This window comes from Ruminococcus sp. YRD2003 (assembly GCA_900109435.1).
In the GTDB taxonomy this organism is placed as follows: domain Bacteria; phylum Bacillota; class Clostridia; order Oscillospirales; family Ruminococcaceae; genus Ruminococcus; species Ruminococcus flavefaciens_G.
Map to the genome: position 1 here is coordinate 1 of FNZT01000021.1, position 16,090 is coordinate 16,090.

Sequence of the window (16,090 nt, forward strand, 5' to 3'; positions counted from 1 at the left end):
AAATGATGATACAGCATGCTTCGGTGGAATCTCCACCAGTATATGAATATGATCCGGACATGCTTCTGCCTCAAGCAGATTTACTCCGTACCAGTTGCAGAGTTGCCTCAGCATCTGTCCTATCTCACACCTCTTTTCCCCGTAGAATACTTTCCTTCGATATTTCGGGGCAAACACTATATGATACTTGCAATTCCACTTTGAATGTGATAAACTATGTATGTCATTCACTTTGTGATGACCTCCTTTTGATTATTCTTTTGCAGTTGGTAGCCGCAAATATATTGTAATCAAAAGGAGTTTTTCTTTCAAGTCTTATAGCTATAAGGTAAGCGTCAAATAAACGACGTATTCCTCAAAGAATGAATCTGGTGTATAATAAAGTCTAAGCAGCTCCATAGACTAAATTAGAGTATCTAAAATAGTCTATGGAGTAAACTGGACTAAATTAGACATAGGAGGAATACGGAATTGAAAACAACGACAGCTATTACCACTGTCAAGCGAGATGTACAGCTGCAGGAATGGACGGAGCAGATCAAAGCACAGCAGGAAAGTGGTATGACCGTAACAGCGTACTGTGCTCAGAACGGGATCAATATTAAGACATATTACTACCGTCTTCGTAAAGTTCGGGAGCAGTGTTTGGAATCTGAACCGGCAATAGTGCCTGTAGCTGTTCCAAGAGCGACATCTGATATTCGTATTGAGAAGAATGGCTTGCAAATATCACTTCCGTCAGATATTTCAGCAGATACTTTGCTTGCATTAGTACATGAATTATGCTGAATGATCTGTCATTAGATAAGCAGGTATATATCGTCACAGGGTATACAGATCTGAGGCGTTCAATAGACGGACTTGCAATGATAATAAAAGCACAGTTACAGCTTGATCCGTATAGTACGGCGTTGTTTTTGTTCTGTGGCAGACGCTGCGACCGCATTAAAGGACTTCTATGGGAAGGTGACGGATTTCTGCTTTTGTATAAGCGTCTTGACAACGGAAGATTCCAATGGCCGCGTAATGAAACAGAAGCTTTACTGCTCACACCACAGCAGACACGATGGCTTCTTGAAGGCTTAAAAATAGAACAGCCTAAAGCAATCCGTGAAGGGAAACCGAGCATATTGTATTAAGAAAATTCTGCGATATTTCTTGATTTTTCGGCAGTTTTATGGTATAATATATATATATCATAAAACGAAGGTCGGTGTGCAGTATGTCTGAGCAGAATACAATAAATAATGATATATCATTGGCTCAGGAAAATGCTGCGCTCCGTAATAAAGTTACAGTGCTTGAAGAACAGCTTTCTCTTATGCAGGAACAGCTTGCATGGCTGAAGAAACAGGTATTCGGAAGAAAAACTGAACAAACTTCTGTAATCATGGGAAATGATACGCAGCTTTCATTCTTTCCTGTAAATGATGATAAGAACGATCCTGTTGCTGATAATACTACAACTGTTACTGAGCATAAACGTAAGAAAAAGCGCACTCATGACGACTGGATGAGCGAATTACCTGTCGAAGAAGTATTACATAAAGAAGACGCTCCTAAATGTGATAAATGCGGCTTTGATATGACGGAGATCGGTGAGGATAAATACGATGAACTGATATACACTCCTGCTAAATTTCATATCCGCCGTCACATAGTAAAGGTATACAAGTGTATCAAGTGCGGTACAGCTCCTGAAGTAAGCACAGAACCATGCAATATCAGACGTGCTGAACATCCTGAGCTTATGATACCGGGAAGCTATTGTTCTCCTGAGCTCCTCGCTCATATTATTTATGAGAAGTTCTGCAAGGCAGTACCACTGCACAGGCAGGAGAAAGACTTCAAATCCAAAGGCATCCCATTACTTAAAGCAACTATGTCAAACTGGGTATGCTATGCAGCTGAGAAGTGGTGTGCTCCAATAGTGCGGAATATGAAAGAAAAGCTGTTATCAGAAAAGATCATCCATGCTGATGAAACAGTATTTCAGGTGCTGCACGAAGAAGGCAGAAAAGCAACGACCGACTCAAGAATGTGGGTATACTGCAATGGAAAGATCAATGACCGCAGTAATATCATTTTTGATTATCACCCTACAAGAAAAAGTGAAAATGCAGTCAGATTTCTTGGAAAATTTGATGGTTTCCTTGTATGTGACGGTTATGCAGCATACAATGCACTGCAAAAGGCAAAGAGATGCGGCTGTCTCACCCATGTCAGAAGATATTGGGTAAACGCTCTGCCAAAAGAAAAATCAGCATACGAAACATCGGCAGCAGCTAAATGCGTAGATTTCTGCAACAGGATCTATCATGAAGAAAAACTGCTGACGGAACTTACAGCTGAAGAGAGATATGAGCAGCGTCTTGTAAAGATCAAGCCTTTACTTGATGCTTTCTTTGCATGGACTGAAGAGCTTCGGGTCAGCGGTAAGAACAAGCTTGTCGACGCAGTCAGATATACTCTCAATGAAAAGAAATATCTGTATACGTTCCTTGAAGACGGAGATGTTCCCATCGATAACAACAGAGCTGAAAATGCTATCAGACCTTTCACCGTAGGTCGTAAAAACTGGCTCTTCAATAATACAGAACGCGGTGCAAAATGCAGCGCCCTTTTGTACTCGATAATTTCAACAGCTCAGGCTAACGGTATGGACGTTGAAAAGTATCTGACCGACCTGTTTTCAAATCCGGCAGGTACGATACTTCTGCCATGGAATAATTGATAAAGTTTATCCTCGCCATCGGCGAGGATATTTTTATATCTTATGGGACGCGGTTTATTTGACGCTTACGCTATAAGCTCTTTTGAACCCCCGGCCTAGCCGGGGGTTTTCATAATACAAAAAACGCGGGCATATGCCCGCGTTCGTCATTATTCTCTATAGCCGTTAGGATTGTTCTTCTGCCAGTTCCATGAATCACGACACATATCTTCGAGAGTTTTCTCAGCCTTCCAGCCAAGCACCTTAAGAGCTTTGTCCGCATTGGCGTAGAGCTCCGCGAGGTCTCCCTCTCGTCTCGGACCGTACACATGATTGACCTTGATGCCGTTCACGCGCTCGAAGGTCTCTACTATCTCAGTTACGCTGTAAGGAACGCCAGTTCCAAGGTTGAATATCTCACAGCATTTATCCTGTGCAAGAATATAATCGATAGCCTTAACGTGTCCCTTGGCTAGATCTACAACGTGAATGTAGTCGCGTTGGCACGTTCCGTCAGGAGTTGGATAGTCCTTGCCAAAAATAGTAAGGCACTCGCGCTTACCTACTGCGACCTGTGTAACGTAAGGCATGAGGTTGTTCGGGATACCTGTCGGATCCTCGCCTATCATTCCCGATTCGTGTGCTCCGATGGGGTTGAAGTAACGGAGGAGAATTACAGAAAGCTCCTTGTCAGCCTTTGCTGCGTCCTCAAGTATCTGCTCCATCATCGACTTCGTCCAGCCATAAGGGTTGCTGCAAGCTCCGCGGTTCATCGTTTCAACGAACGGAACCTTGTTCTCCTCACCATAAACTGTCGCACTCGATGAGAAAAGAATATTCTTGACGTTATATTCATTCATTACTTCCAGCAAAGACAAAGTTGTGTCGATGTTGTTGCGGTAATACATTATCGGCTTCTGAACCGACTCTCCGACTGCCTTGAGTCCAGCAAAGTGAATGACCGCATCGATTTTGTTGTTCGCAAATATCTTGCTTAGTGCTTCTGTATCTTTTACATCGCCCTTGTACAACGGTACATTTTTTCCTGTAATATCCTCAACTCGCTTGATTGCCTCAGGTGAGCTGTTTGAGTAGTTATCCGCTACAACAACATCGTATCCGGCATTAAGCAGTTCAGCTGCCGTGTGGGAGCCGATATAGCCTGCTCCACCTGCTAATAATATTGTTGACATTTTATTGTGCTCCTCTCAATTATTTTAAACAAGTACAGCCTCTTCTCAGAGGCTGCAAAAAATCAAAACTTAAATGTATCCTTGAAACCAAGCCACTTCTGATCCTTGTCAGAAAGATTGAGCTTCGTTCCGTCTTCAAGAGTGTATCTCTCAGCACTCGCTGTGCCGTTGTATTCGCCAACAAGCTCAGGCCACTCAATGCCAATCTCAGGGTCATTCCATGCTATACCACCCTCATCATTTGGGTGATAAAAGTCATCACACTTATAACAAAACTCGGCAAATTCGGAAAGGACCAAAAATCCGTGAGCAAATCCTTTAGGAATTAAAAACTGTTTCTTATTCTCGTCAGTTAGTTCAACGCCATACCATTTACCAAAAGTTTTACTGTTTGATCTTAAATCCACTGCTACATCAAATACTATTCCTCGAATCACTCTAACTAGTTTAGTCTGAGGAAAATGCTTTTGAAAATGAAGACCACGAAGCACACCTTTAGTAGAACCTGACTGATTATCCTGTACGAAAACAGTATCAATCCCTGCTTCTACCATATCGCGCTGGCTGTATGTTTCCATGAAATAGCCGCGGTTATCGCCGTGAACTGCGGGAGTTATAACACAAAGTCCCTCGATGCCGCCGACGTTTTTCTCAACTGTTATCTGTCCCATATCACTGAATCTCCTTTAAGTAACGTGAAAGTGCATCCTGCCATGTCGGGAGTGGCTTGAAGCCGTTCTCAACGAGCTTTGACTTGTCAAGTCTGCTGTTGAACGGTCTTGAAGCCTTGGAAAGTCCGTACTCTGCCGTTGTTACGGGAGTTACCTTTGTGGACATTCCTGCCTGCTTGTATATCTCCACGGTGAAGTCATACCATGAGATATAACCGCCCTCGTTTGTCGCATGATAATAGCCGTACTTCTCAGTCTCAGCCATATCAACGAGCAGCCTCGAAAGGTCGAGCGTATATGTAGGGGTACCAATCTGGTCGCTGACTACACGAACTTCGTCGTGAGTCTTGCCGACATTCACCATGGTCTTGATGAAGTTCTTACCGTTCACGCCGAATACCCACGCGATACGCACGATGAAATACTTATCAAGCGTATTTGCAACTGCAAGCTCGCCATCGAGCTTTGACTGTCCGTAGACATTCTGCGGAGCATAGTCCTTGCAGTCTGGCTTCCACGGCTCAGTGCCCTGACCGTTGAAAACGTAATCAGTGGAAATGTATATCATCTTGCAGCCGAGCTTCTTGCAAACGTTGGCGATATTCTGCGTACCGTCAACGTTGATAGCCTTTACCTTAGGACGGTTCTCCTCGTCCTCGGCAGCGTCAACTGCCGTCCATGCAGCGCAGTGAACTACAACATCAGGCTTTACCTCAGATATTGCCTTCTCAACTGCTGCCGCATCGGTTATGTCGAGCTGTACATAGGGATAATCAGTAGGTACGGACTCCAGTATATCGGAGCCAACGCCCTCATATCCGCGCTTTGCGAGCTCGTCCATCACGTCGTGTCCGAGCTGTCCGCCTACGCCTGTTACGAATGCTTTCATCAATCACACCTCTGCACGGTTTCCGTACATCTTCTCGTAGTAGTTCTGATACTCGCCGCTGATGATGGTCTCCCACCACTCGCGGTTCTCGAGGTACCACTTGATAGTCTTCTTTATGCCGTCCTCAAACTTTGTCTCTGGCAGCCAACCAAGCTCATTGTGTATCTTTGTCGGGTCGATAGCGTAACGCATATCGTGTCCCTTTCTGTCCTCAACATGAGTGATGAGGCTCTCGGGCTTGCCGAGCTCCTTGCAGATGAGCTTAACGATGTCGATGTTCTTCATCTCGTTGTGACCGCCGACATTGTAAACCTCGCCGACCTTGCCCTTGTGGATGATAAGGTCAATTGCGCGGCAATGATCTTCAACGTAGAGCCAGTCGCGTACATTCAGACCTTCGCCGTAAACAGGGAGAGGCTTGTCTGCGAGAGCATTTGCAATCATCAGAGGGATAAGCTTCTCAGGGAAGTGGTAAGGTCCGTAGTTGTTGGAACATCTTGAAATAGTCACAGGCAGACCATAGGTGCGGTGATAAGCCATTACGAGCAGATCAGCGCCAGCCTTGGACGAACTGTAGGGGCTGCTTGTGTGGATAGGCGTTGTCTCTGTGAAGAAAAGGTCAGGTCTGTCGAGCGGAAGGTCTCCGTAAACCTCGTCAGTAGATACCTGATGATATCTCTGGATGCCGTACTTGCGGCAAGCGTCCATGAGTACCTGTGTGCCGAGGATATTCGTCTGAAGGAATATCTCAGGATTCTCGATAGAACGGTCAACGTGCGACTCTGCTGCAAAGTTGACAACGATATCTGGCTTCTCCTCCTCGAAGAGCTTGTACACGCCCTCGCGGTCGCAGATGTCGAGCTTCACAAAACGGAAGTTCGTGTTGTCCATCACGGGCGCAAGTGTTGAAAGATTGCCTGCATATGTGAGCTTGTCCAGACATACGATTCTGTAGTCGGGATATGTGTTCAGCATGTGAAACACGAAATTCGAGCCGATGAAGCCAGCTCCGCCTGTTACGATAATGGTCATAGCCTTTCTCCTTAATACTTTATTTTGCCCTCGGCAACCTTTTTAAGATGAGTGCCATAAGGTGATTTTCCGTACTTTTCAGCTGACTTCATAAGCCTTGCATTGTCTATCCATCCGTTGATGAAAGCTATTTCCTCAGGAGCCGAAATCTCGATGCCTTGACGGTTCTGAACCATCTGAACAAAGTTTGTAGCTTCTGCAAGGCTGTCCATTGTGCCTGTATCAAGCCAAGCAAAACCGCGTCCAAGAAGCTGAACATCGAGGAGACTGTCGTGGAGATACATTTCGTTGAGAGTTGTTATTTCAAGCTCGCCGCGAGCGGAAGGCTTGACCTGATTAGCTCTTGCGCTTACTCCTGCGGGATAGAAGTAAAGACCTGTAACTGCATAATTACTCTTAGGATTAGCAGGCTTTTCCTCGATTGAGAGTGCATGTCCGTTCTTGTCAAAATCGACAACTCCAAAGCGCTCCGGATCGGGAACATAATAACCGAAAACAGTTGCACGGCTTTTCTCTTCTGCATTCTTCTTGGCTGTACGTAGAATAGTACCGAAGCCATTACCGTAGAAAATATTGTCTCCAAGCACCATTGCACAAGCATCATCACCTATGAACTCCTCACCCAGAATGAACGCCTGAGCCAGCCCATCAGGGCTGGGCTGTACCTTGTAGCTCATATTGATACCATACTGAGAACCGTCTCCGAGAAGTCTCTCGAAGTTCGGAAGATCAGTAGGTGTGGAGATAATGAGTATATCCTTGATACCTGCCAACATGAGTGTTGACAGCGGATAATATACCATTGGCTTGTCGTACACAGGAAGCAACTGCTTCGATGTTACCATTGTCAATGGATAAAGTCTTGTGCCGGAACCGCCGGCCAGTATTATACCTTTCATACTATCCCCCACTTTTTGATTTATTTTATGTGAGATAAAACTCTAAATTTCGGATTACGGTACAGATTATTCCCCATAGTACCACATTTTTCTATTGAGACTCCATTTCTCCACAAAACAACAGGAAGTGATAGTTGATCTCGACTTGATTTTGATATTTGAAACTCGTTCCACCATTCATCAAATAATTCTTTGCTATCATCGCTGTGTAAATCAGTTGCAAACACGGTACATTCAAGCAATCCAAAGTGTCTGGGAAATCTCTCGCGCAAATACCTATTTACGTCATCTGTTATTCCTTGTGCATTTCCCTTTTTTAATGTCTGACAAGCAACAGCTTCTTGATAAATACAATCTCTAATAAAATGTGTATGCATTGCAAATCCAACAGAATCATCTATCACATTAACTAGTCCAGACATATCTGAAATAACCTGGACATTTCCATCAATATATATGGAATAATCATACTCTTCAAAGAATTCATGTGGATGCATCTTCAAATATCGATTTTTTTGAACATCATTCAAATGACTTAATGAATCAGGAATTGGACGTATTTCCCAAATATCAGATTTGATATTCTGATTCGTATACATTACATAAGTTATATTTGGATTTAGCGTAAATCTTGGCTCACTGCCACAATCATATTTTCCAGAAATACAGGTATATACAACGATTTTCTTATCAAATCGCATAAACAAGCACCTATCTGCTTTTTCATTATTCCATCCCAATTCATTGACTGTACTAGGGTAGGTATCAACATTGTATAACTTCAAATACTTGCGCTTAAGTCTTATAAAGCCTAATGAAGATTTAAACCGTTTATAATCCACCCTACTCTTTCTCAAATATTTTTTTTCATTCTCTTTGGCAATCAAATACTCATAGTTACATTTTTCTAAATCACGAATTAATAATATCTCATTATTTGTATACATCATTAACCTCATATTCTAATCGCGTCTAAATAAATCTCTTGTATAAACCTTATTCTGAACATCATCGAGACAAGAATCATATCTGTTCGCAATAACTGCGTCAGACTGAACCTTAAACTTCTCAAGGTCGTTTACTACAAGGCTGCCGAAGAATGTATCACCATCATTGAGCGTCGGCTCATAAATGATAACCTTAGCACCTTTAGCCTTAACACGCTTCATTACGCCCTGAATTGAACTCTGACGGAAATTATCACTATTAGATTTCATCGTGAGACGGTAAACACCAATAGTAACTTCTTTTTCCTTGCTCTTATCATAATCAGAATTAGCATCATAATATCCAGCAATCTGAAGTACTCTGTCGGCAATATAATCCTTTCGTGTGCTATTTGAAGCAACGATAGCAGACATCATATTCTGAGGAACATCAGCATAGTTTGCAAGAAGCTGCTTTGTATCCTTTGGCAGACAGTATCCGCCATAACCAAACGAAGGGTTGTTATAGTGTGTACCGATACGCGGATCAAGACAAACACCATTGATTATCTGCTGTGTGTCAAGTCCTTTCATTTCTGCATATGTATCAAGCTCGTTAAAGTAGCTTACACGAAGAGCAAGATAAGTATTTGCAAAAAGCTTTACAGCCTCTGCCTCAGTGAATCCCATAAACAGAGTATCAATATCTTCCTTAATGGCTCCCTGCTGAAGAAGTCCCGCAAACGTATGAGCTGCTTCTACAAGTCTCTCGTCATTCATGTCTGTACCGACAATGATTCGGCTCGGATAAAGGTTATCATAAAGCGCCTTAGACTCGCGAAGAAACTCAGGACTGAAAATAATGTTCTTACTGCCTGTTCTCTCACGAATTGACTTAGTATATCCAACAGGGATAGTAGACTTGATGACCATTATCGCATTAGGATTATACTTCATAACAAGGTCGATAACCGCTTCAACAGCACTTGTATCAAAGAAGTTCTTCTTGCTGTCATAATTCGTAGGAGCTGCAATTACTACAAAATCGGCATCTTTATATGCTGATTCAGCGTCAAGTGTTGCTGTAAGATCAAGTTCCTTTTCAGCAAGGTATTTCTCGATATAATCGTCCTGTATAGGCGACTTCTTATTGTTGATAAGCTCAACCTTCTCAGGAATGATATCAACTGCTTTTACAGTATTATGCTGTGCAAGCAATGTTGCAATCGAAAGCCCAACATATCCTGTTCCTGCTACTGCTATTTTCATTGCTTTTCTCCTTTTTTAATCTTATTCCATTCTTTTGAACCGTTATTGCTTACTTTTTTTGCCGGGGCACCAGCTATCGCAATGTTTTCATCCAAAACATCTTTATTAACTACAGCATTAGCGCCAATAGCTACGTAATCTGCAATAGTAATTCCACCTAAGCAAACAGCTCCAACGCCAACAACACATCCTTTTCCAAGAATTGGAGCATCATCTGACACTCCACCAGCAGCCAAGGCGGTATTTATATGCAGTGAGCAATCTTCACCGATTGCACAATTTGGATTTACAAGAATTGGTCCAACATGCATTAATCTCAAGCCTTTCTCAAAACAATTTAAAGGAATGTGCAAACAATATTTATTCTGAAAAATTTTTAATCTAATATTTAATAATTTATACCGTATTCTTTTCCCTGTGTTTTTATAATATTCTGTCTTTCGTAATAATCTAGTATGCTTTCTGCCAATTGCATTTTCAGATATGTTAAACAATTCTAAAACAAAATTCAACTTAGAACTCTGATATTTTTTTAATTCATAAGATACCCACTCTTTATATTGAGCACGACTTTGTATTCTTTTTTCAACTGGCAACATTATTATTTCACCTCATAGTATTTTTTATACCACTCTGCAAATTTGCGGAGTCCCGTTCTTAAATCAATTTCAGGTCTGTATCCAAAATCGCGCTCAAGAGCGGTTGTATCTGCATATGTTACAGACACATCTCCTGGCTGCATCGGAACAAGTTCTTTATGCGCCTCAAAATCATAATCAGAAGGTAATACACCTGCTCGAACTAATTCTTCCTGAAGTATGCTAACAAAATCAAGCAGATTTTCAGGGTGTCCGCCTCCTATGTTGTACACAGCATATGGAGGCAACGGTAAACCATCCTCACCATTTTTCTTCTCCGGTGCTTTCTGCATTACTCTATAGATTCCCTCAACAATATCATCGACATATGTAAAATCGCGCTTGCAGTTTCCATAGTTGAAAATCTTTATTGTTTCATTGTTTATCAGCTTATTTGTAAAGCCAAAATACGCCATATCTGGACGTCCGGCAGGTCCGTAAACTGTAAAAAATCTTAAACCTGTTGACGGGATATTATATAGCTTGGAGTAAGCGTGAGCAAGCAATTCGTTACTCTTTTTGGTAGCTGCATAGAGAGATACAGGATTGTCAACTTTGTCGTCTGTACTGAAAGGTACTTTCTTATTGCCGCCATATACAGACGATGATGAAGCATAAACCAAATGCTCAACAGTATTGTTTCGGCAAGCTTCTAGAATGTTATAAAAGCCTATGATATTTGAATTTATATACGCATCAGGATTTGTTATTGAATACCGAACGCCTGCCTGAGCTGCAAGGTTCACTACAATATCAGGCTTATACTCAGCAAATACTTTGTCAATAAGCGACTTGTCAGCTAAATCGCCAACTATATTTGTCCATGTACATTTTGAATTCTTTGCAAGTTTTTCAATCTCGGCAACTCGATACTCTTTCAAAGAAACATCATAATAGTCGTTCATATTATCAAGTCCGATAATATGAAAATTTACTTCTGACGTAAGCAAACGCATTACAAGATTACTGCCGATAAAGCCTGATGAACCTGTAATCAGTATCCTTTTATTCATACAAATTCAAACCTTTCAATACCATTTTTAGCATTTATTCACAAAGAACAATACATTATTTTTCAAAATTATTTCCACACCTATAATAACTTCTTTGATCATTGCTAATATTTTTCATATGTCTCATCCAACGTAATATCTCAGGAGTAAGATCTCCAAATATTCCTTTTCCATGTGCCATCTGAAATAGCCATACACTTCCACCTTGTATATTTGCCTCTATTAAGACTGGATTTCCTTCATCATTAATTGTAAAGTCCCAATTAATACATCCAATCTGTGGAATTAATGAATGGCATTTTTCAGCTGCTTCGATAACCTTAGGCACCAAGTCTATCTTATATCCACTATAAATAAGACCAGTATCTGGATGCTTTTTAAACTCTTTTTTAAATTCTGTGAACGCTTTTTCATGTAATGATCCATTATCATCGACTGCAATAAACATACCGCCAGCATGTGCATTATCCACATTAGCTCCGCCTTGCCCTATACGCATTATAATTGGAACATGTTGGATTTTATCTTTCCAAATATATGTCATTATACGAAATGTATTTACACTATTAGGGTAAATCTTTGCAATTGACGAATGACATTTAACTCGCTCCTGAATAACCCAATTCAAGCCCTTATCAGCTACAATATCTAATACTGACTTTCCTGTAACATTGTCTACACCATTACTGAGTTTAAGAACCTGACACCCAACACCGCTGCAAGAATCTATTGTTGGTTTAATAAAAAATTCGCCATTCAACTCAGAAATAGGATTAGAAGAAACAATATTATGATTGTTATCTTGAATAATCCCCCCAATACATGAATATATAGTCTTGGGCATGATTATATCCGCACTACTAGCTAATAAACTCAAAACATTTTTGTCTTCAAATGTTTTAGCATAATGGCTATTATTATTGAAATACTTCTCTAATTCTGGAATAAAAAGCAATTCTGGGAAATAATATTTATCAAATTCACCAGTAAACGCAGTAAAATGTTTATGCCATGTATATGGAATCTTTTCACCATAGTTATTTATATATATATCATCAATCTCTTTTTCTTGTTCAGATGAAAGCGTTATTTTAGAATAAATCTTAATTCTCTTTGGATCTTTAAACTTATTAATTTCAGCCTTTCGTCTTTTTTTAATTCTATATTTATCCCAATAATCATTTGCCTTGATAAGTAACATATGTTTTAAACTCATATCCTTTTTACCTTTCTTTTTATAAAATAGAGTAATTGTTTAACCTCACTTCTATAGAAAACTATATTAAACAAAGCCAATATAATCAACCAAACTACAGCGATAATTATTGCCTTAAAGAATAATGACAAATAGCCATTTACAGGAAGCTTTACATTAAATCCTACTATAATACCACATATTACTATAAAAATATCAACAAACATCAACTTAGCAAAACGTTTGCCTTCAAGATTAATCAAATATTTATAATTATACCATGCCATCCATAATGTTTGATATAGCATAGCCACAAATGTACCTATAGCAACGCCAACCAAACCAAAAAACTTTACAAATAGAACAGAAATTACAATATTCATAATCATCGAAATAATATAACTGCTTTGTGTCTGTTTATAATGTCCAGCTGCAAGAATAATAAAATTATAAGGCATTCTTAGACTACGAGCAAAATACGCTACTACCAAGATTAACGCAAAACAAGGTTGGATATAATTAGCATCCTCCACCCCGGATGTATATGTTCTAACAAAATCGAGTATCACCATACTGGCACTTCCAAAAACCCATATGGAAAACATATTGGTTATCCACTCAAATAAGATAAATGTTTTACGTAGTGCTTCTTTTTCGTTTTTTGCCCACATATCACCAAAAAACGAAAAAAAGCCATTGCTAAGCGATGTTATCAACATAAAAATACCGTTAATAAAAAGATTATAAACAGAATAAATTGAAACATTAGAAAGCGTTGAGAAAAGAGTAAGAACGATATTGTCTGTACCGCCAAGAATATAACTTGCAAAATGCTGAGCCATTCCATTCCATTTCTGTTTTATAGGCTCTTCAGTATATTTGATCTTCTTGTCAATATCATAATGACTCCTAACATAAAAAAATAGATATAAAGGTCTAAATAGAAAAATGATAGAAGTTGTTAGTTTTACAATTTGAATAGAAGCGCCTATCTTTATTAAAACTGCACAAGATATAGTATTAATCACAAGAACAACTATCTGTGCCGTATATTGTATATATCCTTTTTGATCTGCGCTTAATAGCAAACTGTTTACAATACCAAAATAATATTGTGAAAACGTATTTATGCTTATAGCACCAATCAAAGCAGCAGTAAATAGGAAGCCAAATTTTTTGTTTACAATTAACGGATAAACAAAAACAAGAACACTTACATACACGACAAGTATTGTTGCAAGTCGTTTGAAAAAACGATTTGCTGAAACATATATCTTACTTATTGAATCCTTGTCATTTTCAGCCAATGGTTTATATAAAGATGACTGAACAACGGCTCCAACGCCAAGATCAAGAAGTGTTATTACTCCAAGAAACTGTGTAATTGAATTAACAAGCCCATTAACATCTGAGCCGAAAGTGCCGAGGATAAGCCGCGGAAGAATGAATCCGCATATAACTGTAACCACTTGTAGAGAAAGGGAGGTTATCGTATTAAGTGCAAGCTTTTTTCCTCTATTATTACTCAAATGATTACGCCCTCTTTCCGGGAAGAGTCACCCACTCTCCCATCTTTAAATCCCATTCAAATGGTTTGATTCGATCCAAACCACTGCCGTCAAAAAAGGTCAATTCACCAAAATATACCTTTCCATCAACTTCATAAAAATCAACTCTCAATTCAGGTGTACCTTCAGCCAGTCTTTCAGCTAATTCAAACATTTTTTCGTAGTTTTGAGGCTTAGCTGGGGTCTTATCCGCATGAGCATATCCCCAGGTAAAGTCTAACCAATTAAACTCTCTATCAAAGTAATCCGCTCTTGTTGAAATACCTCTATCACTGTTTATCATCATCATTTTGGCTACACCACCAAAAGTATAGATTTTATAATCATTAATCGGTCGTCCTTTGCACGACGGTTCACTATCTTCCATATACTTTTCTGCAATAATTCTTGGTTTTACGTTCTTGTACGGCCACTCTCTCCATAATAAATAATAGTTTTTTTTCAAACTTCTATTAATCTTGGCCTTAGCAGCATCAATATCGAAATTCGACTTATCCTTACAAATAACAAGTCCTCCTGAATCATGAGTACATTTCAGTACAAACTTATTTGGCAGTTTTTCAAAGTTTATATCCTCAAATCTTTCCCATACTCCAAGTGTGGGAATAATATACTTTTCACCAATTCTTTGAGCAACATACTCTTTTACGGCATACTTGTCAACCATCGTAGTGTATTCAGGACGACGATCAAACAACTTTAACCATTGAAGCTTTTCATTGTATGTTTGGGGAGAATCCAAATTTATCCTTTTTCCGAACTTAGCCTCGTATAAACGCTCTATATAGTCTCGATCTCCCATTTTATTGTAATACCCTCTTTGAGCTAAAAATAAAAAACGTTTGTTCTTATCTTTTAGGACATTGAACACTTTTATTATACCTATCATTCAATACACTCCTTTTTTACACAAAAAATCTATAGTAATGAAAAATATTCAGCGATATCATGATAAATAGCAGTCCATAAAGCATTATCCTGGTGAACAATGCCACATATGGCTTATCTCCCCCAACCCTTTTCTCAAATAAACAAGAAGATAATATCGGTGCAAAGCATCCCATCATATATGAAAGTCTGTGCACAAACTCATGACCTTTAAAATTACCAATGATAACAACACAATATGTTGCAAAGAACAGATACATTTTTTCCTTGTTCATGTTATTCTTTTCTTCTTGAAAGCAATTTAGATTTATCAACTTGTTATCAATCTTGGAATCTGCATTCTTACTAATCGTCTTAAACGTATAAAAGTAAAAATAATAAAACAAAAAGATTACGCATAAAAGTATAGCACCATAATAAGGAAATTTATATCCAACAAACTGTCTGTCACCTGTATACCTTTTATATTTTATAACTACGAGAGAAAGAAAAGGTATATTAACCCTTGAAATAATAGCAATGGCAGAGTTTACAAACAGAAATGCTACGCCAAACATTGTGACTATTGATTTGTACGGAAAGAAGTATACAGCTATTGCAACGACACACGGAATGATTATTAGCGAATGAATCAAGGAAGATGCTATAAAAAGCAGACATGAGATACAATAGCTTTTTTTGAAATAGAGCAAATATATTCCCAAAGCTGTAAGACACATTGCACAAGCCGTTCGAAGACCTGACACAACGTGAACAAACGGTAAAAAGCTAAAACATAAGATTACCGCAAAAAAAACCTCGCACAATTTATATCCTTGAGTTTTTTTATAATCATAAGCAATATATGCAATTGCAGAGTAATCTAAAGCGGTAAGGAACCACACTAAAGTATAGTTATTTGAAAAGTGCTTAGCAAAAAAGTACTCGATAACATTGAAAACATAAGTGCCCGAACTCGTCTCATTCTTGTTCAGCATCGCCGCATTTTCAAGAAATTTTTGGAGGCTTATGTGCGTAATCTTGATATAGTCCATTACATTTGAATGTCTTACGAAATCCATATTGTCAAATGGAGTCACGTGAAATGTCATTGAAAACAACACCGCAAGAGACACTATAGCCAGATACTTTATTTTCCTTAGATACATCTCTTTCTTTAACCTAATCACTTGAACCTCCTCACACAGCAACAGACG

At 39.2% G+C, this 16,090-nt stretch carries 17 protein-coding genes; 3 read left to right on the top strand and 14 right to left on the bottom strand.

Translation table 11 applies throughout. From position 1 onward, the window contains the following. Positions 1–231, bottom strand: a 231-nt coding sequence (tnpA, locus tag BMX22_RS14535) for an IS200/IS605 family transposase (RefSeq protein WP_143055548.1), incomplete at its 3' end; no start/stop codon positions are given. A gap of 240 nt (positions 232–471) precedes the next feature. Between tnpA (BMX22_RS14535) and tnpA (BMX22_RS14540) the strand changes: the two genes are divergently transcribed. The 3 genes from tnpA (BMX22_RS14540) to tnpC all read left to right on the top strand — a co-directional run bounded on the left by tnpA (BMX22_RS14540) (position 472) and on the right by tnpC (position 2,734). Beyond that, positions 472–789, top strand: coding sequence for an IS66 family insertion sequence element accessory protein TnpA (tnpA, locus tag BMX22_RS14540; protein ID WP_074743243.1), 318 nt, complete (start codon positions 472–474; stop codon positions 787–789). After that, a complete protein-coding gene (tnpB, locus tag BMX22_RS17085) occupies positions 783–1,139 on the top strand; it encodes an IS66 family insertion sequence element accessory protein TnpB (protein ID WP_074743245.1) in 357 nt (118 codons plus the stop codon). The genes tnpA (BMX22_RS14540) and tnpB overlap by 7 nt, the downstream gene beginning before the upstream one ends. 83 nt (positions 1,140–1,222) lie before the next feature. After that, a complete protein-coding gene (gene tnpC, locus BMX22_RS14550; protein ID WP_074743246.1) occupies positions 1,223–2,734 on the top strand; it encodes an IS66 family transposase in 1,512 nt (503 codons plus the stop codon). 149 nt (positions 2,735–2,883) lie between these two features. Here the strand turns inward: tnpC and galE are convergent, their stop codons facing one another. From galE to BMX22_RS14615, 13 genes are all read right to left on the bottom strand, one after another. Next, a complete protein-coding gene (gene galE, locus BMX22_RS14555) occupies positions 2,884–3,906 on the bottom strand; it encodes a UDP-glucose 4-epimerase GalE (RefSeq protein WP_074743247.1) in 1,023 nt (340 codons plus the stop codon). A 62-nt stretch (positions 3,907–3,968) separates the two neighbouring features. Beyond that, complete coding sequence (gene rfbC / locus BMX22_RS14560) at positions 3,969–4,577, bottom strand: dTDP-4-dehydrorhamnose 3,5-epimerase (protein ID WP_074743249.1); 609 nt, start codon at positions 4,575–4,577, stop codon at positions 3,969–3,971. A 1-nt stretch (position 4,578) separates the two neighbouring features. Continuing rightward, positions 4,579–5,466 (bottom strand): dTDP-4-dehydrorhamnose reductase, encoded by an 888-nt coding sequence (rfbD, locus tag BMX22_RS14565; protein ID WP_074743250.1) that lies wholly within the window; start codon positions 5,464–5,466, stop codon positions 4,579–4,581. Positions 5,467–5,469: 3 nt separating this feature from the next. Next, positions 5,470–6,498 carry a dTDP-glucose 4,6-dehydratase gene (rfbB, locus tag BMX22_RS14570; RefSeq protein WP_074743251.1) on the bottom strand — a complete coding sequence of 343 codons (1,029 nt, stop codon included), beginning with the start codon at positions 6,496–6,498 and terminating at the stop codon, positions 5,470–5,472. Between the two features lie 11 nt (positions 6,499–6,509). Continuing rightward, the gene (gene rfbA / locus BMX22_RS14575) at positions 6,510–7,397 is read right to left on the bottom strand and encodes a glucose-1-phosphate thymidylyltransferase RfbA (protein ID WP_074743253.1); all 888 of its coding nucleotides are present in this window, start codon (positions 7,395–7,397) and stop codon (positions 6,510–6,512) included. A gap of 20 nt (positions 7,398–7,417) precedes the next feature. Beyond that, positions 7,418–8,344: a glycosyltransferase domain-containing protein gene (locus BMX22_RS14580; RefSeq protein WP_074743255.1), complete on the bottom strand. Its 927-nt coding sequence runs from the start codon at positions 8,342–8,344 to the stop codon at positions 7,418–7,420. 15 nt (positions 8,345–8,359) lie between these two features. Next, a complete protein-coding gene (locus tag BMX22_RS14585; protein WP_074743257.1) occupies positions 8,360–9,592 on the bottom strand; it encodes a nucleotide sugar dehydrogenase in 1,233 nt (410 codons plus the stop codon). Then, positions 9,589–10,191, bottom strand: a complete 603-nt coding sequence (locus BMX22_RS16985) for a serine O-acetyltransferase (RefSeq protein ID WP_081349243.1) — start codon at positions 10,189–10,191, stop codon at positions 9,589–9,591. The genes BMX22_RS14585 and BMX22_RS16985 overlap by 4 nt, the downstream gene beginning before the upstream one ends. 2 nt (positions 10,192–10,193) lie before the next feature. Next, positions 10,194–11,243 (bottom strand): NAD-dependent epimerase/dehydratase family protein, encoded by a 1,050-nt coding sequence (locus tag BMX22_RS14595; RefSeq protein ID WP_074743259.1) that lies wholly within the window; start codon positions 11,241–11,243, stop codon positions 10,194–10,196. A gap of 55 nt (positions 11,244–11,298) precedes the next feature. Further along, on the bottom strand, positions 11,299–12,444 hold the full coding sequence (locus BMX22_RS14600; RefSeq protein ID WP_177173042.1) for a sugar-transfer associated ATP-grasp domain-containing protein: 1,146 nt from the start codon (positions 12,442–12,444) through the stop codon (positions 11,299–11,301). Between the two features lie 11 nt (positions 12,445–12,455). Then, complete coding sequence (locus tag BMX22_RS14605) at positions 12,456–13,967, bottom strand: oligosaccharide flippase family protein (RefSeq protein WP_074743262.1); 1,512 nt, start codon at positions 13,965–13,967, stop codon at positions 12,456–12,458. 4 nt (positions 13,968–13,971) lie between these two features. Next, positions 13,972–14,895 (bottom strand): ATP-grasp fold amidoligase family protein, encoded by a 924-nt coding sequence (locus BMX22_RS14610; RefSeq protein WP_074743263.1) that lies wholly within the window; start codon positions 14,893–14,895, stop codon positions 13,972–13,974. Positions 14,896–14,911: 16 nt separating this feature from the next. Beyond that, complete coding sequence (locus BMX22_RS14615; RefSeq protein ID WP_074743265.1) at positions 14,912–16,063, bottom strand: EpsG family protein; 1,152 nt, start codon at positions 16,061–16,063, stop codon at positions 14,912–14,914. Between the last annotated feature and the right edge of the window lie 27 nt (positions 16,064–16,090).